Source organism: Streptomyces sp. f51, from assembly GCF_037940415.1.
Lineage (GTDB): Bacteria > Actinomycetota > Actinomycetes > Streptomycetales > Streptomycetaceae > Streptomyces.
Window position 1 is genome coordinate 45577 of record NZ_CP149798.1, and the last position, 16958, is coordinate 62534.

Annotated in this window: 18 protein-coding genes and 1 riboswitch; of the genes, 8 read left to right on the forward strand and 10 right to left on the reverse strand. The window is 71.2% G+C overall.

What is annotated here, in order from left to right:
- Positions 1–190: 190 nt before the first annotated feature.
- From WJM95_RS00190 to WJM95_RS00210, 5 genes are all read right to left on the reverse strand, one after another.
- The gene (locus WJM95_RS00190; RefSeq protein ID WP_339127332.1) at positions 191–964 is read right to left on the reverse strand and encodes a GNAT family N-acetyltransferase; all 774 of its coding nucleotides are present in this window, start codon (positions 962–964) and stop codon (positions 191–193) included.
- A gap of 91 nt (positions 965–1055) precedes the next feature.
- Positions 1056–2081, reverse strand: coding sequence for an ABC transporter substrate-binding protein (locus WJM95_RS00195; protein ID WP_339127334.1), 1026 nt, complete (start codon positions 2079–2081; stop codon positions 1056–1058).
- Between the two features lie 150 nt (positions 2082–2231).
- Positions 2232–3017: an amino acid ABC transporter ATP-binding protein gene (locus tag WJM95_RS00200; protein WP_339127335.1), complete on the reverse strand. Its 786-nt coding sequence runs from the start codon at positions 3015–3017 to the stop codon at positions 2232–2234.
- Positions 3014–4018, reverse strand: coding sequence for an amino acid ABC transporter permease (locus WJM95_RS00205; RefSeq protein WP_339127336.1), 1005 nt, complete (start codon positions 4016–4018; stop codon positions 3014–3016). The genes WJM95_RS00200 and WJM95_RS00205 overlap by 4 nt, the downstream gene beginning before the upstream one ends.
- 168 nt (positions 4019–4186) lie before the next feature.
- Positions 4187–4321, reverse strand: coding sequence for a hypothetical protein (locus WJM95_RS00210; RefSeq protein ID WP_339127338.1), 135 nt, complete (start codon positions 4319–4321; stop codon positions 4187–4189).
- Positions 4322–4478: 157 nt separating this feature from the next.
- A riboswitch (SAM riboswitch) is annotated at positions 4479–4623 on the forward strand.
- A 214-nt stretch (positions 4624–4837) separates the two neighbouring features.
- On the opposite strand from WJM95_RS00210, the gene WJM95_RS00215 reads away from it, so the two are divergent.
- Complete coding sequence (locus tag WJM95_RS00215; RefSeq protein ID WP_339127339.1) at positions 4838–5629, forward strand: cell envelope biogenesis protein OmpA; 792 nt, start codon at positions 4838–4840, stop codon at positions 5627–5629.
- Between the two features lie 117 nt (positions 5630–5746).
- Positions 5747–6709: an expansin EXLX1 family cellulose-binding protein gene (locus WJM95_RS00220; protein WP_339127341.1), complete on the forward strand. Its 963-nt coding sequence runs from the start codon at positions 5747–5749 to the stop codon at positions 6707–6709.
- A 91-nt stretch (positions 6710–6800) separates the two neighbouring features.
- Here WJM95_RS00220 and WJM95_RS00225 read toward each other — a convergent pair whose 3' ends face one another.
- The 5 genes from WJM95_RS00225 to WJM95_RS00245 all read right to left on the reverse strand — a co-directional run bounded on the left by WJM95_RS00225 (position 6801) and on the right by WJM95_RS00245 (position 10776).
- Positions 6801–8012 (reverse strand): SpoIIE family protein phosphatase, encoded by a 1212-nt coding sequence (locus WJM95_RS00225; RefSeq protein WP_339127343.1) that lies wholly within the window; start codon positions 8010–8012, stop codon positions 6801–6803.
- Between the two features lie 91 nt (positions 8013–8103).
- Positions 8104–8862 (reverse strand): IclR family transcriptional regulator C-terminal domain-containing protein, encoded by a 759-nt coding sequence (locus WJM95_RS00230; RefSeq protein ID WP_339127345.1) that lies wholly within the window; start codon positions 8860–8862, stop codon positions 8104–8106.
- 463 nt (positions 8863–9325) lie between these two features.
- Positions 9326–9784: a MarR family transcriptional regulator gene (locus WJM95_RS00235; protein WP_339127346.1), complete on the reverse strand. Its 459-nt coding sequence runs from the start codon at positions 9782–9784 to the stop codon at positions 9326–9328.
- Between the two features lie 60 nt (positions 9785–9844).
- On the reverse strand, positions 9845–10204 hold the full coding sequence (locus WJM95_RS00240; protein WP_339127347.1) for a DUF6204 family protein: 360 nt from the start codon (positions 10202–10204) through the stop codon (positions 9845–9847).
- A gap of 215 nt (positions 10205–10419) precedes the next feature.
- On the reverse strand, positions 10420–10776 hold the full coding sequence (locus tag WJM95_RS00245) for a hypothetical protein (RefSeq protein ID WP_339127348.1): 357 nt from the start codon (positions 10774–10776) through the stop codon (positions 10420–10422).
- A gap of 330 nt (positions 10777–11106) precedes the next feature.
- Between WJM95_RS00245 and sigK the strand changes: the two genes are divergently transcribed.
- The 6 genes from sigK to WJM95_RS00275 all read left to right on the forward strand — a co-directional run bounded on the left by sigK (position 11107) and on the right by WJM95_RS00275 (position 16739).
- Complete coding sequence (sigK, locus tag WJM95_RS00250) at positions 11107–11703, forward strand: ECF RNA polymerase sigma factor SigK (protein ID WP_339127349.1); 597 nt, start codon at positions 11107–11109, stop codon at positions 11701–11703.
- Positions 11700–12434, forward strand: a complete 735-nt coding sequence (locus tag WJM95_RS00255; RefSeq protein ID WP_339127350.1) for an anti-sigma factor — start codon at positions 11700–11702, stop codon at positions 12432–12434. The genes sigK and WJM95_RS00255 overlap by 4 nt, the downstream gene beginning before the upstream one ends.
- 196 nt (positions 12435–12630) lie before the next feature.
- Positions 12631–13476: an MIP/aquaporin family protein gene (locus tag WJM95_RS00260; RefSeq protein WP_339127351.1), complete on the forward strand. Its 846-nt coding sequence runs from the start codon at positions 12631–12633 to the stop codon at positions 13474–13476.
- A 24-nt stretch (positions 13477–13500) separates the two neighbouring features.
- Positions 13501–15018, forward strand: a complete 1518-nt coding sequence (glpK, locus tag WJM95_RS00265; RefSeq protein ID WP_339127352.1) for a glycerol kinase GlpK — start codon at positions 13501–13503, stop codon at positions 15016–15018.
- A gap of 289 nt (positions 15019–15307) precedes the next feature.
- Positions 15308–15799: a peptidylprolyl isomerase gene (locus WJM95_RS00270; RefSeq protein ID WP_339127353.1), complete on the forward strand. Its 492-nt coding sequence runs from the start codon at positions 15308–15310 to the stop codon at positions 15797–15799.
- A gap of 328 nt (positions 15800–16127) precedes the next feature.
- Complete coding sequence (locus tag WJM95_RS00275) at positions 16128–16739, forward strand: hypothetical protein (RefSeq protein WP_339127354.1); 612 nt, start codon at positions 16128–16130, stop codon at positions 16737–16739.
- Positions 16740–16958 lie beyond the last annotated feature (219 nt).

The following is a 16958-nucleotide window of genomic DNA, read 5'->3' on the forward strand; positions in this document are numbered from 1 at the left end:
AGATCGATGTGCGGCCGGCCGTACAGGTGCGGAAGGCGGGGCGGGAACGGGCTCGGCGCACGGTGGGACACGTACCGCATGTGTCTCGCCTCCGCCCTCTCGGCCCCGTGTTCCCGGGGTCCCGCTCGGCCCGGCACCGGTCGGCGTCCGACGGGGCGCCACACAGTCCTGAACCATCGCAACCGCACGGCTACGCCTTTTCTTCCGGCTGCGCGGCGGCAACTCGTGTCTCCCGCGCGGCCTGTGGTCCGCCGGGGGTGCGGACGAGCACGAACCGCGTGCGGCGGCGCAGGGTGAACCCGATGGATTCGTAGAGCCGGATCGCGTTCGTGTTGTCCGCGGCGGCGTGGAGGAAGGGGGTGTCTCCCCGTTCCGTGATGCCGGCCGCGACCGCGCGGACCAGGCGGGTGGCCAGTCCCCTGCCCCGGTGGCCGGGGAGGGTGCAGACCGCGCTGATCTCGGTCCAGCCCGGCGGGCGCAGCCGTTCGCCGGCCAGCGCGATCAGCCGGCCGTCCTCCCGGATGCCGAGGTAGGTGCCGAGTTCGACGGTTCGGGGCAGGAAGGGGCCCGGCCGGGTGAGGGCGATCAGGTCGAGGATCTCGGGCACGTCGTCGGGGCCGAGTCGTACGGCTTCGGGCGCGGGCTCGGAGCGCAGCGCGGTGGCGGTCAACTGGACGCCGTCACCGCTCTGTTCGATGGTCCAGCCGGCGGGCACCGTCTGGACCGCGGTGACCGGGGTGAGGGTGCCGGGGCCGACGAGTTCGGCCAGGTCGGCCCAGGAGCGGGGGTCCGCCGGGTCGTCGAGGGCGGCGAACGGGGACACGTCCGTGGGGTAGCGGGCGGCCCCGCCGACGCGCTCGGCGAGGTGGGCGTGCGGGCCGGTCAGCGCGGCCCAGGCCGCGTTGTCGAGGATGTGCGGTGTGGTCGGGGCCGGGGAAGGGGCGGAGTGGACACTGGTGGACATGGCGGTGCGGGTTCTCCGTATCTGGAACGCGGCCGGACGCGCCCCGGGACCCCGCCGCGGCGCGGCGGAGTCCCCGAGCGGGCGGTGTGGTTCAGGAATTGTCGAGCGGGAGGCCGGGCGGGTTGACCTCGGAGGTCTTCACCGCCTCGTTCGAGAGGTTCCAGGCGGCGAGCCACTTGGCGTACTGGCCGTTCTCGATCAGGTAGTTGATCGCGTCGGCGACGGGCTTGGCGAGCCCGCTGTCCTTCTTCGCGGTGGCCGCGATCAGCCCCTGGATCGTCTCGCCCGCCCCGGAGAACTGCCCGGCGTTGCGGGTCGGGTTGGGGGACTTGGCGTTCTGGGTGACGTGGTAGGCGACGGCGGGGTTGGGGCCGAAGGAGGCGTCGATCTTGCCGCTGTTCAGGGCGAGGGCCGTGGCGTTGTTGTCCTGGTAGTACTTGACGGTGAGCTTCTTGCCCTCCTTGGCGAGCTTCGCCTTCCACTCCAGGAGGATCTTCTCCTGGTTCGTGCCGGCGCCCACCGCGACGGTCCTGCCCGCGAGGTTCCGGTAGTCGCCGGCGAAGTTCCACGTGCTCTTCTTCGGGACCTCGAAGGCGAGGTTGTCCTGCCGGTAGGAGGCGAACTCGTACTTTCTCTTGCGCTCCTCGGTGTCGGTGACATTGGAGAAGGCCACGTCGACCTTGCCGCTGTCGATGCCGACGAAGAGGTTCTCCCAGGTCGAGTTCTTCACCTCCGGCTTCAGCCCGAGGACCGCGGCGACGAGTTTGCCGAGGTCGGGTTCGCTGCCGGTGAGCGTCTTCTGGTCCGAGCCGACGAAGTTCAACGGCGGTGATCCGGCGGGCAGCGCGCCGATGCCCACCACCAACGTGCCCTTCTTCGCCACCGACTTGGGCAGTTCGGCACTGATGGACTTGACCTCGGACACCTTGAGTGCGGTCTCCTTGGCGGCGCCGTTGGACAGGGCGCCCACCGTCACCGTTCCGGTCGCGTCGGTCCGCGTCCGGGTGGCGGCGTCGCTGTCCGCGCCGCAGGCGGCGAGAGAGGCGGCGAGGGAGGCGACGGCGGCGGTCGCGGCGACGCCGCGGAGGGTCCTGCTGTTCAGGCCGAGGGTGCGCATGGCTTTCCTTTTCGGGTGTGCGGTGAGGAGTGTGGGGGAGCGGCCCGGGCGGGCCGCGGAATCGGGGGGCTGCCCCGCTGTGGGTGGAGGAAGGCAGCACGAGGGAGCGCCCGTCGAGCGGTGTCGCGCGGGGCGTCCTGGCGGGAGCGGTCAGAGCACCTTGCTCAGGAACTCTCTGGTGCGCGCTTCCCGCGGATGGTCGAGCACCTGCTCGGGCGGTCCCTGTTCGACGATCCGCCCGCCGTCCATGAACACCACCCGGTCGGCGATCTCACGGGCGAAGCCGATCTCATGGGTGACGATCACGAGCGTGGTGCCGCTGTGGGCCAGGTCCTTGATGACGGCGAGGACCTCGCCGACCAGTTCGGGGTCCAGGGCGGACGTCGGTTCGTCGAAGAGGATGACCCCGGGCCGCAGGGCCAGGGCGCGGGCGATGGCCACACGCTGCTGCTGACCGCCCGACAACTGCCGTGGGTAGGCGTTGGCCTTGTCGGCGAGACCCACCCGTGCGAGCAGCTCGCGGGCCAGCTCCCGCGCTCCGGGCCTGGACAGCCTGCCGGTCGCCACCGGGGCGGCGGCCACGTTGTCCAGCACGGTCAGATGAGGGAAGAGGTTGAAGTTCTGGAAGACGAACCCGATGCGGCTGCGCTGGGCCAGGATGACCCGCTCGCTCAGCTCCTTGAGCCGGTCGCCGTGCCGGCGTACACCGATGAGTTCGCCGTTCAGGCTCACATGGCCGACCTCGGGCTTCTCCAAGTGGTTGATCACGCGCAGGAGGGTGGACTTCCCCGAGCCCGACGGCCCCAGGATCACCGTGACCTCGCCGGGCCGTACGGTCAACTCCACGCCGTTCAGTACCTGTTGGATGCCGTACCACTTGTGGACGTCGTGCACCTCGACCGCCGCGGGCCGCGTCTCGCTCGTCACGCCGGTCATATCGCCGTCTCCCTGCGGACCCGGGCCCGCGCTTCGCGCAGACCGCTTCGTACCTTCTGCAACGGGGTCGGCGGCAGGGTGCGCAGCGCGCCCCGCGAGTAGTACCGCTCGACGTAGAACTGGATGACGGACACGACGCTCGTGAGGATCAGGTACCAGGCGGTGGCGACGAGGAGCAGCGGCACGATGTCGCCGGGGTAGGTGCTGCCCATGCTCTGCACGGATCCGAACAGGTCCAGCAGGGACACGTAGAAGACGAGCGAGGTGCCCTTGATCAGACCGATGAGCTGGTTGACGTAGTTGGGGGTGATGGAGCGCAGCGCCTGCGGGAAGACGATCCTCGCGAACTGGTACCGCTTCGGCAGGCCGAGGGCGGAGGCGGCTTCGTGCTGCCCCTGGTCCACGGAGAGAAGACCGCCGCGTACCACTTCGGAGGCGTACGCCGCTTCGTTCAGACTCAGTCCGACGACGGCGACGGCCATGTCGGTGGCCAGGCGGGACTCGTCGAAGGTGAAGAAGGCGGGACCGAACGGAACGCCTACGCTCAGCGTCTGGTACAGCGCGCTGAAGTTGTAGAGGAAGAGCAGGACCACGATGAGGGGTACCGAACGGAAGAGCCAGGTGTAGACCCAGCTCACCGCGCGGAGCACCGGACTCCGGGAGAGCCTGGCCAGGGCCAGGAGAATGCCGCCGAGCAGGCCCAGCAGGGCGCTGTAGAGGGTGACTTCGAGGGTGATCAGCAGACCGTCGAGAATGGTCGGGCGCAGGAACCAGTACTGGAAGCGGTCCCACTGGTAGAAGGGGTTGGTCACCAGGCCGTGGACGATCTGGGCGACCAGCACGAGCACCACGGCGGTGACGATCCAGCGGCCGGGGCGCCGGAGCGGAAGGACCCGCTGAGCCGCCAGAGGTGCGGGGGCGGCGGGGTCGTCGGTGCGGGGGATCGCCTCGGTCGGCGTCGCCGGCCCGAAGGACACGGCGCTGCCTGGGAGTTGACTCATGGAGAGCTCCAGCGGATTCGGACACCCCGGATCCGCGCAGGCGGCGACGCCGTGCCGAGAAAGGAGACGCTCGGTACGAGGCGGTGCGCGGCCGCACGCGAAACGGGTGCTGGACAGGTGAGGGGACGCGCCGCGACAGCGGCGGTCGTCAGAGACTCGGAGGAACCGTCAGCCCTGGCTGATGGGGCGACACATGCCCGTACACAGGGCGCTGTTGACGCGCAGCAGGTCCACGGAGCGGTCGGCGCAGAGCACATCGCGACCGGTGCGCCGCCATGCGGCCGTCCCGTCAGCTGTGTGCATCGCCGTCACCATTTCTTCTCCGGCCGAAAAGGCATCCCGTTGTGGGCCGCACGTTAGGCCCGTCCCGAAAAGAATGTCAATGCGGGTGACCACCAGGTGAGACCGTGTTGTCGGCCTTCTTGACGGCACAACAGGGCGCCCCGAGACTGACATGGACGGTCACGATTGTCAGCGCCCTCGGTGCGGTTCCGTCCGCTCCGGAGGTCATCGGCCCCGGCCCGCTGACAGGCAACCCTTCCACCGCGACGGGGTGCCCCGGGTGACGACCGGGTTCCGCCGGTGCGGCGGGACAAGCGTGGTCTCGCGTCTCGCGAGCCCTGAGGTGGGGACCGGTGGGAATGCCAAGGAACGGCTTGACGAGGCGCCTGCACATCGATCTGTTGCGTGTCTCCAGCGCCTACTGATCCGCGACCGGTCCGTCCGATCCGGACCGGTGCGACAGGCGCAGTCAATCCGCATCCCGGCCGCCGGTGCCCACAAAGCGGCGGTGGCTTCCTTCTTCCCCCAGGGAGAGTCATGCCCGAGACAGCTTCGCGCACGTCCAGTTCCGCCAACGCCCGTCCCTGTGAGCAGACTTCGCTGCCCTCGGTCCTTCGGCTCACGCCGGCGGCCGCGCCCTCCGTCCTCCCCCGCCGTGTCGACAGCCGCATCGGCGTGGGCCTGGCCGGCGGCTTCTACCCGGCTCCGCACCGCTACGAGCTGTATCTGTCGCGGAGTTGTCCGCACTCGCTGCGCATCGCCATCACGCTCGGGCTGCTCGGGCTGTCGGACTCGGTCGCCACCACGCTCCTCGTGGACCCCGTGCGCACCCCCGACGCCTTCGCTTCGCTGCGCCGAGCCTACGAGGCCACCGAGCATCACTTCGACGGGCCGCTGACCGCGCCCGCGCTGTGCGACCGCTGGAGCGGACGCATCGTCAGCAACCACACGCCCGACATCCTCCGCGACCTGGCGGGGCTGCTCTCCGGCCACACCACGACCTGCCCCTCCACGCTCTGCCCTCCGTCCCTCACCGCCGACATCGAAGCCCTCCGCGATCTGCTGGAGCGCGATGTCACCCCGTCCGCCCGGCCCTCGGAGCTCGCGGCGGCCCTCGACCTGCTCGACTGCCAACTCGCCGGGCACCCCTACGTCCTGGGCGACGGGCTCACGGCGGCGGACGTCGACGTCTGGGTGGCGCTCACCGGTCTTGGCTGCCCGGAGGTCCTCGGCGCGCGTCCCCGGCTCGTGGACTACGTACGCCGTCTCGGCGACCACCCCGCCTTCAGGCCCGGCACCGAGGCGGTGCCCCTGGCGGCGGAGGCCTGACGCCCGCCGCGGAACGAGATCCGTCGGATTCGTTGGACGTGACCCCGTCAACACGTGGTCCGTAGTAGACATGCGACGAGTCCCGCTCGGTCCCGCGCGGGTGGAGAACGGATGCGCATGAAGCAAACGAGCCGATCCGCAGGGCGGCGCGGACGCCGGCCGAGGCCGCGGAGCGCCGCCCTGGTCGCGCTGGTCACGGCGGGGGCCCTGGTCTGTCTGGTCGTGGCGTTCCGTCCCGGCGCCCACTCCGCCGACACGGCCGGGCATCCCGCCGCCTCGACGGCCGGCGGTTCCCGGCAGACCCCGGATCCGGGCCGGGCGACCGCGTCCGGATCGACGTCCCCCACGGCCGGGCGGTCGCCCGATCCCACGCTCTCCCCGTCCGTGACGGCCCGCCCTTCCGCCACGTCGGCGCGGCCGTCGGCCTCGGACGCACCGCGGGCCGCGGCGACGGCCGCTTCCCTGGCGGGACGGATCCGCCCGGGGGTCGGCTACCGAGGAGTGGCGACCACGTACGACGCCGGGAAAGGGGACGGCTCCTGCTCCTACGGTCCGGGCGACGACGTCCTGACCGCAGCGATGAACCACACCGACTACGAGACGTCCAAGGCGTGCGGGGCGTACGTGCTGGTCCGCGCGGCCGGCGGCGCCACCGTCACGGTCCTGATCACCAATGAATGCCCGACGGGCTGCGCTCCCGGGCAGCTCGACCTCAGCGCGCAGGCGTTCGCCCGGCTCGCGAACCTCTCGGCCGGCCGCATCCCGATCACCTGGAAGCTGCTGAGCCCCGGCACCGCCGGTACGGTCGCGCTGCGCTACAAGACCGGGTCCAGCCGCTACTGGTGCGCGCTCCAGGTCATCGGGCACAGGAATCCGGTCGCCCGGCTCGAACTGCGCAGCGGCGGCGGATGGCGGCCGCTTCCACGCACCGCCTACAACTATTTCCTCGCGGAGGACGGCGGCGGATGCGGCGGCACCGTCAGGATCACCGACATCTACGGAGAACGCCTGACCGTCGAGGGCATCGCGCTGCGTCCCGACGCGGTGCAGCCGACCCGGCTCCAGTTCGCCCGGCACTGACCCGGGCCCCTCCAGGCGTGCGCCGTCGCACGCCTGGACACGCGGAAGGGGGGTGAGCGACCTCAGTCGCCCACCCCCCTCACCCGCACGACTATTCCGGGCCCCCGCCGCAGCCCACCCCGGCGACCGCGGGAGGGGTGCCCGCGCCGACCGCGGTCACCGGTTCGGCGGGGACCGGCTTGCGCAGCAGCAGCAGCGCCGCGTCGTCGTGCAGACGCCCGCCCACATGGGCCTGGAGCTCGGCGTCGAGCGCGGCGAGCGTGGTGGCCGGTTCGTCGGACACATGCCGTGCCAGCCCTTGGGCGAGGGCGTAGAACTCGCGGCCGTGGTCGCGGGCCTCGGTGACGCCGTCGGTGTACAGCAGGAGCTGGTCGCCGTCGGCCAGCGGCAGCACCTGGAGGCTCGGGGACTCCCCCGTCAGGGCCCGCAGCCCGAGCGGAGGAGCGGGATCGACGGGGTCGACCGACACGACGGTGCCGGACGCGCGGACATGCAGCGGAGGAGCGTGTCCGCAGTTGACGACCTCCAGCCGGCCCGGCTCGGGGTAGCCGGCGACCACGGCGGTGACGAAGTCGTCGAAGCCCAGGTTGCGCGCCAGGCTCCGTTCGATCCTGGCGACCACGGCGAGAAGGTCGGGTTCGTCGTAGGCGGCCTCACGGAAGACACCGAGCACGAGCGCGGCCGTACCGACGGCCGGCAGCCCCTTGCCCCGGACGTCACCGATGATCATCCTGACGCCGTGCGGTGTGGGCACCAGCGCGTACAGGTCGCCGCCGATCCGGGCCTCGGCCGCGGCGGCGCTGTAGCGCACGGCCACCTGGAACGGGCCGACGTTCGACGGAATGGGCGCGAGGAGCGCGTGCTGCGCCGCCTCGGCGACCGAGCGTACGGCCGCGAGGACCCGCTCCCGGCGCCAGCGCAGGGCGCTGGCCAGGACGCTCGCCAGGGTGACGGACGCCAGCGCGGACAGGACGGCCACGAGCTCGCCGCCCGGAACGCCGTCCCGTATGCCCAGCACCGCGCTCAGCACCGAGGCCAGGAAGCCGACGCAGAGAACCCCGTACGGCCGGCTGGTGGTGGCCGCCAGCGCGGGTCCCGCGGCCAGCAGCGGCAGCCAGAGGATGCCCGCCCGGCCCGCCAGGTCGACGAGCACGATGGCGCCGACGATCAGTAAGGGCAGCACCGATGTGCCGAAGGCGAGGTGGGCGGCGCGCTTGCGGGCCGCCGCCCAGGAACCGGATCCTCGGTTCCCGAACGTCCGTTTCAGCCAGTGCTCGCCAGTGTGCTCTCGGGCCCGACTCATTCTCGTCCGCAGTCCTCACCTGGGTTCATCCCTGAAATGTCCGGTTGGTCTAGGAAAGACGTTCGAGACGTGATCCACAAGCACGGAGATTTCAAATAGTGAGCGACAGGCCCCTGGTCACGCGGTTCGCGGTCGGGATCAGCTTCGTCACCACTTCACGGAGCCGGGGCAGCCGCTCCGCGGGGAGCGAGACGCCGAGCGAACCGAGCGTGTCCCCGCTGTAGACGGGTACGGCGACGCAGACCGTTCCGAGAGCGTACTCCTCCAGGTCCGTGACCGCAGGGGCCACGGGCGACGTGGCCAGGCGCCGGAGCAGTTCCGGCCGGCTGGTGATGGTCCGCGGGGTGAGGTCGGCGAGTGTGTGCCGGGCGAGGTAGTCGTTGCGGGACTCCTCGTCGAGTTCCCGCAGTACGGACTTGCCGAGAGCGGTGGCGTGGCCGGCGTCCTCGAATCCGACCCAGAGGTCGACCCGGGGTGCCCGGGGCCCGTCGACGATCTCGGCGACCCTGATCTCGCCCTCCTCGTAGAAGGTGAGGTAGGCGGCCGAGGCGAGTTCGTCGCGCAGGGCGGCGAGAGTGGGACGGACCCGGCTGAGCAGCGCCTGCCCCCGGCCCTGGGTCTGGAGCGTCTGCATCTTGTCGCCCAGGATGAAGCCGCCGTCGTCCAGCTTGCGGATGTATCCGTCGTGGACGAGGGTCCGCAGCAGGTGGTAGGCGGTGGCGAGCGGAAGCTCGGTCTCACGGGCCAGCTGTTTGGCGGGCGCGCCGGTCTCGTGCGCGCTCACCGCCTCCAGCAGGCGGAAGGCCCGCTGGACAGAGGTGATGAGCGTGGGCCCGTCGCGAGCTCCCATGCCCCCAGCGTGCGCCGAGCCAGGAGGACAGGCAAGGCAGGGTCGACGGCACGCAGTGCCCCCGGCGGCCCCGGTCCCGGCCGAAGACCGCAAGGCCCCTCCGCCCGGAACCGGCCGACGGCTCGGCTTCAGAACCCGCCGACCCCGATACCGGGCGACGCCACTCCACCCGCGACCGGCCGACCGCCCGGCTTCGGAACCCGCTGACCCCGGTACCGGGCAACGCACCGCAAGGGCCACTTCGCCCGAACCCGCCCGACGGCTCGGCTTCAGAACCCGCCGACCCCGATACCGGGCGACGCACCGCAAGGGCCACTCCACCCGCGACCGCCCGGCGGCCCCACTTCAGGACCCGCTGGCCCCGGACCCGGCGGACGGAGCCGCCGGACCCGAGCCCGGCCGGCGATACGCCCCTCCGGACGGAGCCCCGCGCGGGCCACTCCGTCCGGAGGGGCGGGTCGCTTCAGGACCGCCCGGACCCGCGCCGCGTGAACCCGGTGCCGTCGAGGCGTCCGAGGAGGCCGGCGAGCCGTGTCGTGTCCTCCGAGGTCCACGCCGGTTCGGCGAAGACGTCCTCGGCCACGTGTTCGGCGGTCACGAGCATCTCCGCGAGGCGCTCCCGGCCGGTCTCCGTCAGGGCCGCGTAGGCCACCCGCGCGTCCCGGGCGTCCGCGTCCCGCCTGACCAGCCCGATCCGCTCCAGCGGTACGAGCCCCCGGGTGACACCGGACGCCGTCAGCCCCAGCGCCTCCGCCAGGTCCACCCGGCGCATGCGGTCGCCGGGGGCCTGGGACAGGCGCAGCAGCATCGTGAAGTCGGCCAGGCTCACCCCGTGCAGTCCGCCGAGACTCGCGTCGAACCGCTTCACCAGGGCGGCCTGCGCCTTCATCAGACGCAGTGCCGCGTCCAGCCCCTCACTCATTGACGCCTCCTTGACTACTCAAGCATATCCGCAAACAAGATCCTCGTTCACTACGAGGGATCAGGGCGTGCTCTGCGCGGCGGCCCGGCGCTGGCGCTTGCCGAGGGGAGCCTGGGAAAGATCCTCGGCCTGGGACTTGAGCCGCTTGAAGCCGTACCCGCGCCCGGTGAGCCAGGCGGTGGCGGCGGCCTCGGCCCGTTCGACCGCCTCCAGGATGTCCTCCTCCGCCTCGCCCGAGTCCAGGAAGCGGAAGGTGAAGGCCGGCCGGGCGGCCAGGTCGTAGCTGAGGTGCCCCTCGGGGGTGAAGGCCGCGCGCAGGACGTCGTGTTCCGGCGCGCGCGCCAGCAGTTCGGCGCGCTGCTCCGCGCCGAGCCCGTCGAAGACACCGCGAACGGTGATTCGGAAAGTACGTGTGGTCATCCGGGGAGCCTAACCAACGGGATCGACGGCTTTCCACCACGTTTCCGGCGACGGCCACCACCGCCCGGCGGCAGGAAGCGGACCGGGCACGGCGAGCGGGCAACCGGGCGGAAGCGGACCGGGCGCAGCAAGAGGGCCGGTCACGGTAAGAGGCCCGGGCGCGGGAAGCGGACCGGGCGCGGCCGCACCCGGTCCTCCCCTCTCGGCCGGATCCCTCAATGGTGGTGCTGGTGACAGTCCCAATGCCCCTTGACCCACACCTGGTCCCAGTGACCGGGGACGTAGACCCACTTCTGCACCCAGCCGTGGGCGTGGTGACCGTGGTGCCAGGAGTCCTGGTGGACCCACTTCTTGGCCCAGTGGCCGGGCACCCAGTTCTTCTCCCAGTGACCCTTCTTCCACTCGCAGCGGTCGTGGTGACCATGATGGTCAGCCGACGTCCCCGAAGGCGCGGGCGGAGGCGTCGTGGTCGCGGATGCGACACCGGACGTTCCCAGCGCGGCCCCACCGGCCAGCAGGCCCGTCGCGGCCGCGCCGGCGAGCAGCCGCCGGACGCTGATGTGTGTGGTCATCGGACTCACCTCCCTCGAAACGTGATCGACGTGCACAACGGGAGCCGGTGTCACGGAAGTTCGCGCCGAGTCTGTCGGTACGTTCCAAGGCCCTCGATGTGCTGGACAGAAGCCATTCGGAGCGACATAAGGTACGTATGAGGATAGACCCGGGTAAGTTTTCGGTACGAGTTTTCGGGAGGCCGGTACGAGACATCGGCAGGACCGTCCGGGCCCGGCCCCCGGGGAGCCCCGGGACCCGGGCCGGCGACATCGCGGCGCGCCCGGCTCATCCGCGGGCCGGGACGGCTACGAATACCCGCTGAAAGCGACGGACGGATGCTGTGAGCGATGCCCAAGACCGGCCAGGACGGACACGGTTCGCGACGCCCCCCATCGGCGGAGGCGTGGCTGGACGACCGGCTCGCCCGCGCCGCCCGGGGTGACCAGGACGCGTTCGCCGACGTGTACGACACCCTCGCGCGGCCGGTCAAGGGCCTCGTCTGCCGGGTACTGCGCGACGAGGCACAGGCCGAGGAGGTGACGCAGGACGTGATGGTGGAGATCTGGCGGACCGCCGACCGCTACCGCCCCGAACTCGGCGGCGCCCGGGGATGGGCCCTCACGCTCGCGCACCGGCGGGCCGTCGACCGGGTCAGACAGGTCCAGGCGAGCACGGCCCGGGAACGGCGCAGCGTCCTGCTCGCGGAGGACCGCCCCTTCGACGAGGTGGCCGAGGCCGTGGAGCGCCACGAGGACCACGACCGCGTGCACCGCTGCCTCGCCGACCTGGAGCGTCATCAGCGCGTGCCCCTGGTGCTCGCCTACTACCAGGGCATGACCTATCTGGAAGTGGCCGCCTGCCTGGCCACTCCGGCGGGCACCGTGAAGTCCAGGATGCGCTCCGGACTGCGCCTGCTCCGCAGATGTCTGGAGGGCGGCCCATGACGACCGGCGAGGACATGCACCAGCTCGTCGGCGCGTACGTCCTGCACGCACTGCCGACGGCCGAGGAAGCCTCCTTCGAGAACCACCTGGCCGGCTGCGCGGAGTGCCGGGACGAGGTCGCGGAGTTGTCCGGGGTCACGCTGCGGCTCGCCTCGGCCGAGGACGCGACCCCCTCCCCCGAGCTGCGCGGACGCGTCCTCGAACAGATCGCCCGCACCCACCAGGAGCGCCTGCCGCACGCCCTGCCGGTCCGCCGCCGTGTTCTGCGGGCGGCCCTCGCCGCATGTCTGGCCCTCGCGGCCGCGCTCGGCGGAGTGGCCGTCTGGCAGCACGGCCAGGCCGACGAGGCGCGCGCCGAAGCCGCCACCGAACAGGCGCAGGCCTCCGCGCTCACCGACCTCCTGACGGCCCGGGACGCCACGATCAGCACCCGGAAGCTGGGCGGCGGGGCCGACATCAGCGTGGTCGCCTCCCGCTCCCAGGGCCGGGCGGCCTTCATCGCCTCGGACCTGCCACGCCTGGCGGGCGATCAGGTCTACGAACTCTGGTACGCGGCCAGGTCCGGCGACCTCCGCCCGGCGGGCCTGCTCCCGGGCACCGGCGGCGGGCACGCCCGACTGCTCCACGGGTCGCTGGACGACGTCAGCGCCGTGGGCATCACGGCCGAGCCCGCGGGCGGATCACGGCAGCCGACGAGCGCGCCGCTCGGCATCGTCACCGTGCCCGCCTGACGGCCTCACGGGCCCGTGCCGACCACTGTGGGGCGCGACCGCTCCCCCGCATCGACCCACCCGTACCGGACATGACGTAGAAAAAGACGATAGTTTAGTTTTGATGCATTTTAGTCTTGATCATCCTATGCTGAGGTGAGGGAGGGCTCGGGCGGCGGTCAACAGCCGGTCCTGGACCGGCGGGAAGCGGGCTTCCATGACTGAGCGGTTCAAAAGGTCGGGGCTCATCGGCGAGTTGTCCGGTGAGTTCCTCGGCACGATGATTCTCATCCTCTTCGGGTGCGGCGTGGTGGCGCAGGTCGTCGCCGGCGGAGCACTCACGACGCCGCCCGGTGGCCTGGGCAACCACGACAGCATCGCCTGGGCCTGGGGCATCGGCGTCACCATGGGCGTCTACGTCGCGGCGCGGCTGAGCGGCGCCCACCTCAACCCCGCGGTGACCGTGGCCCTCGCCACGTTCCGGGGATTCCCCTGGCGCAAGGTGGCCCCCTATGTGGTCGCCCAGACCATAGGCGCCTTCGTGGCGGCCATGATCGTGCGCTGGAACTACACCGAGGCCCTGGCGAAGGCGGACCCCGGCCACACCATCAAGACCCAGGGAGTGTTCTCCACGCTGCCCGCCAACGGCAATCCGAACCTGCCGGTCCACGAGTGGGGCGCGTTCCGCGACCAGATCATCGGCACCGCCATCCTCCTCCTGGTGATCATGGCGGTCACCGACCTGCTCAACACCCCGCCCGGCGCGAATCTGGGCCCGTTCGTCATCGGCCTGCTCGTCGTGGGCATCGGCATGGCATGGGGCACCAACGCGGGTTACGCGATCAACCCGGCGCGTGACTTCGGACCGCGGCTGGCCAGCTTCCTCACGGGATACGGAGGGGCATGGCGAGATCAGTACGGGAACTTCTACTACTGGGTGCCGATCATCGGTCCGCTGATCGGTGGCGTGCTCGGCGCCGGAATGTACAAGCTCTTCATCGGCCGGTTCCTGCCGACGGCGGAACCCGAGCCCCCGGGACGCATCCCGGTCCCCAAGGCCTGACACACCCGGCAGAGGCGGCAACTCATGGCTGACTTCGTGGGCGCGGTGGACCAGGGAACCACCAGCACCCGATTCATGATCTTCGACCACGCGGGCAACGAGGTGGCGAAGCACCAACTGGAACACGCCCAGATCCTTCCGCGCTCCGGATGGGTCGAGCACGACCCCGTCGAGATCTGGGAACGCACCAACTCGGTGATCCAGAACGCCCTGCGGCACAAGAACCTGACCGCCGAGGACCTCGCGGCCATCGGCATCACCAACCAGCGGGAGACCACCGTCGTGTGGGACCCGCGCAACGGCCGTCCCTACTACAACGCCATCGTCTGGCAGGACACCCGCACCGACTCCATCGCCGCGGCCCTGGAGCGTTCCGGGCAGGGCGACGTCATCCGCCGCAAGGCGGGGCTGCCCCCGGCGACGTACTTCTCCGGCGGCAAGATCCAGTGGATCCTGGAGAACGTCGACGGGGTCCGCGAGGCCGCGGAGCAGGGCCACGCCCTCTTCGGCAACACGGACGCCTGGGTCCTGTGGAACCTCACGGGCGGTCCCGACGGCGGCATCCACGCCACCGACGTGACCAACGCCAGCCGCACCATGCTGATGGACCTCGAAACCCTCGACTGGGACGACGAACTGCTGGGCTTCTTCGGCGTGCCGAGGGCCATGCTCCCCAGCATCAACCCCTCGTCCGACCGCGAGGCGTACGGCACGGCGCGCACCTCCCGGCCGCTGCGCGCGGCCATCCCCATCACCGGGGTCCTCGGAGACCAGCAGGCGGCGACCGTCGGACAGGTCTGCTACGCGCCGGGCGAGGCCAAGAACACCTACGGCACCGGCAACTTCCTGGTCCTCAACACCGGTACGGAACTGGTCCGTTCGCAGCACGGCCTGCTGACCACTGTGGCCTACCGGTTCGGTGACGAGCCCGCCGTCTACGCGCTGGAGGGCTCCATCGCGGTCACCGGGTCCGCGGTGCAGTGGCTGCGCGACCAGATGAAGGTCATCAAGGACGCGGCCGAGAGCGAGACGCTGGCCCGCAGCGTGGAGGACAACGGCGGGATGTACTTCGTCCCGGCGTTCTCGGGCCTGTTCGCCCCGTACTGGCGTTCCGACGCCCGCGGCGCGATCGTCGGACTCGCCCGCTACAACAGCAACGCCCACCTGGCCCGGGCGACGCTGGAGGCGATCTGCTACCAGAGCCGCGATGTCGTCGAGGCGATGGAGCAGGACTCCGGAGTCCATCTGGACGTGCTCAAGGTCGACGGCGGCGTGACCGCCAACGACCTGTGCATGCAGATCCAGGCCGATGTCCTCGGCGTACCCGTCAGCCGTCCGGTCGTCGCCGAGACGACCGCGCTCGGCGCCTCGTACGCGGCCGGTCTGGCCACCGGCTTCTGGAAGGACACCGACGAACTGCGCACCCACTGGCAGGAGTCCAAGCGGTGGGAGCCCCAGTGGTCCGAGGACAGGCGCCAACAGGGATACACGGACTGGAAGAGGGCGGTGGAACGCACGCTCGACTGGGCGAAGGTGGAATAGCCGGAGGCGTCGGTCCCACTGGTGACCGACCGTGCTCCGTCCGGCCCCCGCCGTGCATCGCGGCGGGGGCCGGGCACACCCCGGAGGGCCTTTCCGTGTGCGGTCGCGAACCCGTCCGGACGGGCGCGGCACCCTTCTGTCCAGCACGTCTTCACGGCCCCCGCCGCCGGCGGGGGCTCGTTCGCCGCTCACGGGCCACACGCCGGACGATCACCCCCGGTCACGCATCCACCCCCTCCGCTTCTCTATGCTCGGAGGCGAACCTTTCGTACCCATGAGGAGCAGAGCAATGAGCCAGAACGTCTTTTTCGAGGTCACCGCGAACGGCGAGCCGCTGGGCCGCATCGAGTTCAAGCTCTACGACGACGTCGTCCCGAAGACCGCGCAGAACTTCCGTGAGCTCGCCACCGGCCAGCACGGTTTCGGTTACGAGGGCTCGCCGTTCCACCGCGTCATCCCGAACTTCATGCTCCAGGGCGGCGACTTCACGCGCCAGAACGGCACCGGCGGCAAGAGCATCTACGGCGAGAAGTTCGCCGACGAGAACTTCAAGCTCAAGCACACCAAGCCGGGCCTGCTGTCCATGGCCAACGCGGGCCCGAACACCAACGGCTCTCAGTTCTTCGTGACCACCATCGTCACCGACTGGCTGGACGGCAAGCACGTCGTCTTCGGCGAGGTCGTCGAGGGCATGGACGTCGTGAAGGCGATCGAGGCGCTCGGCAGCGGTTCCGGCACCCCCTCCAAGAAGATCGTCATCTCCAAGAGCGGCACCGTCTGAGCGGTCCGGCACCCAGGCCGGGTCCCTCCCGCGGACACGCACAGGTGAGGGCGGCGGGTGACGAACCCGCCGCCCCCGCCGGGCGGCCCGACGCACGGGGCTCCGCGGTCACCGGAACCGATCGCGCCCCGTCCGTCACGGCGCCCCGAAAGAGTTCAGCCGGATTCATGGCCGGATCCCGTACACCAGGGGACCCGCCCCGCCACGAGGGGTAGCCCTTCCCGGACACGCCGTAGCGCGTGAGGGTTGGGGGGAGCTGGCCCGGGTGAGTTGGTGGGGGCGGACACCGGCACGACGTTTTTCAGGACGCGCGCAACGACGATCGGCCGTGCGCCGGCTGCGTGCGGAAGGGGCCTACGGTCCCGCGCTCCGTGAGGTGCTGCCCGCTCTCGCGGCGGTCGTCGTCCTGCTCTGCGCCGTCGTCGCGGGCCTCGCCGTCGGCTACCGCGTGGCGGGTATCGGCGTACCCGTCGGCGCCCTGGCCGTGCTGGCCGTCGCCACGCCCGCCGCGATACGGCACAACCGTCCGACCGCCCGGCGGCGCCTCGGCTTCTACACGCCCGAGGAACTCGCGGACCTCGACACCCAGGGTCTGGCCCTGGCCGTCTCCCGGATGCTGCGCCGGGACGGCTGGCGCGTGGCTCCGCCGCGCAGGGCCGAGAACCGCGTCCGGGTCCGCGCTCGGGACGGCCGCGGGCGGCGTCTGGAGGTCGCCTTCCGGCCCGTGGCCGAGCCGCTGCCGGACGAGGACACGCCCTCGCGCTCAGGACGCCCGGGCGGCCCCGGTCCACCGCTCCGTCTCGTGGTGCACCGCGGAACCTTCACCCGGCGTGACGTCCAGTGGGCACGACGCCAGGGCGGTGTCCGTCTGATCGACGGTCCGTGCCTGAGGCGGTGGGCACACGGGACCCCGCTGAACGAACTGAGCGACTCCTCCTGAGCCCGTACGGGCCCGATGTCCCGGACCGCCTCGTCGACCTACGCGTACGCCCCTGGCGGCACCGCGCCGCGGCGGGACCGGCGCCCGGTCCGCGCTCCGCCCGTCCGTTCCGGCCGGACCACAGATCTCACTCCGGGCACGCCCGCAACAGCGGTTTCTCCGACAACAGACGAGGTCAGCGGCGTGGACACGCTCCCACCAGGTAGTTGAAGGAAAGCC

Excerpts from the sequence above, each read along its gene's own strand:
- WJM95_RS00190 (WP_339127332.1), bottom strand. The coding sequence starts at position 964 with ATGTCCACCAGTGTCCACTCCGCCCCTTCCCCGGCCCCGACCACACCG.
- WJM95_RS00195 (WP_339127334.1), bottom strand. The coding sequence starts at position 2,081 with ATGCGCACCCTCGGCCTGAACAGCAGGACCCTCCGCGGCGTCGCCGCG.
- WJM95_RS00200 (WP_339127335.1), bottom strand. The coding sequence starts at position 3,017 with ATGACCGGCGTGACGAGCGAGACGCGGCCCGCGGCGGTCGAGGTGCAC.
- WJM95_RS00205 (WP_339127336.1), bottom strand. The coding sequence starts at position 4,018 with ATGAGTCAACTCCCAGGCAGCGCCGTGTCCTTCGGGCCGGCGACGCCG.
- WJM95_RS00210 (WP_339127338.1), bottom strand. The coding sequence starts at position 4,321 with ATGCACACAGCTGACGGGACGGCCGCATGGCGGCGCACCGGTCGCGAT.
- WJM95_RS00215 (WP_339127339.1), top strand. The coding sequence starts at position 4,838 with ATGCCCGAGACAGCTTCGCGCACGTCCAGTTCCGCCAACGCCCGTCCC.
- WJM95_RS00220 (WP_339127341.1), top strand. The coding sequence starts at position 5,747 with ATGAAGCAAACGAGCCGATCCGCAGGGCGGCGCGGACGCCGGCCGAGG.
- WJM95_RS00225 (WP_339127343.1), bottom strand. The coding sequence starts at position 8,012 with ATGAGTCGGGCCCGAGAGCACACTGGCGAGCACTGGCTGAAACGGACG.
- WJM95_RS00230 (WP_339127345.1), bottom strand. The coding sequence starts at position 8,862 with ATGGGAGCTCGCGACGGGCCCACGCTCATCACCTCTGTCCAGCGGGCC.
- WJM95_RS00235 (WP_339127346.1), bottom strand. The coding sequence starts at position 9,784 with ATGAGTGAGGGGCTGGACGCGGCACTGCGTCTGATGAAGGCGCAGGCC.
- WJM95_RS00240 (WP_339127347.1), bottom strand. The coding sequence starts at position 10,204 with ATGACCACACGTACTTTCCGAATCACCGTTCGCGGTGTCTTCGACGGG.
- WJM95_RS00245 (WP_339127348.1), bottom strand. The coding sequence starts at position 10,776 with ATGACCACACACATCAGCGTCCGGCGGCTGCTCGCCGGCGCGGCCGCG.
- sigK (WP_339127349.1), top strand. The coding sequence starts at position 11,107 with ATGCCCAAGACCGGCCAGGACGGACACGGTTCGCGACGCCCCCCATCG.
- WJM95_RS00255 (WP_339127350.1), top strand. The coding sequence starts at position 11,700 with ATGACGACCGGCGAGGACATGCACCAGCTCGTCGGCGCGTACGTCCTG.
- WJM95_RS00260 (WP_339127351.1), top strand. The coding sequence starts at position 12,631 with ATGACTGAGCGGTTCAAAAGGTCGGGGCTCATCGGCGAGTTGTCCGGT.
- glpK (WP_339127352.1), top strand. The coding sequence starts at position 13,501 with ATGGCTGACTTCGTGGGCGCGGTGGACCAGGGAACCACCAGCACCCGA.
- WJM95_RS00270 (WP_339127353.1), top strand. The coding sequence starts at position 15,308 with ATGAGCCAGAACGTCTTTTTCGAGGTCACCGCGAACGGCGAGCCGCTG.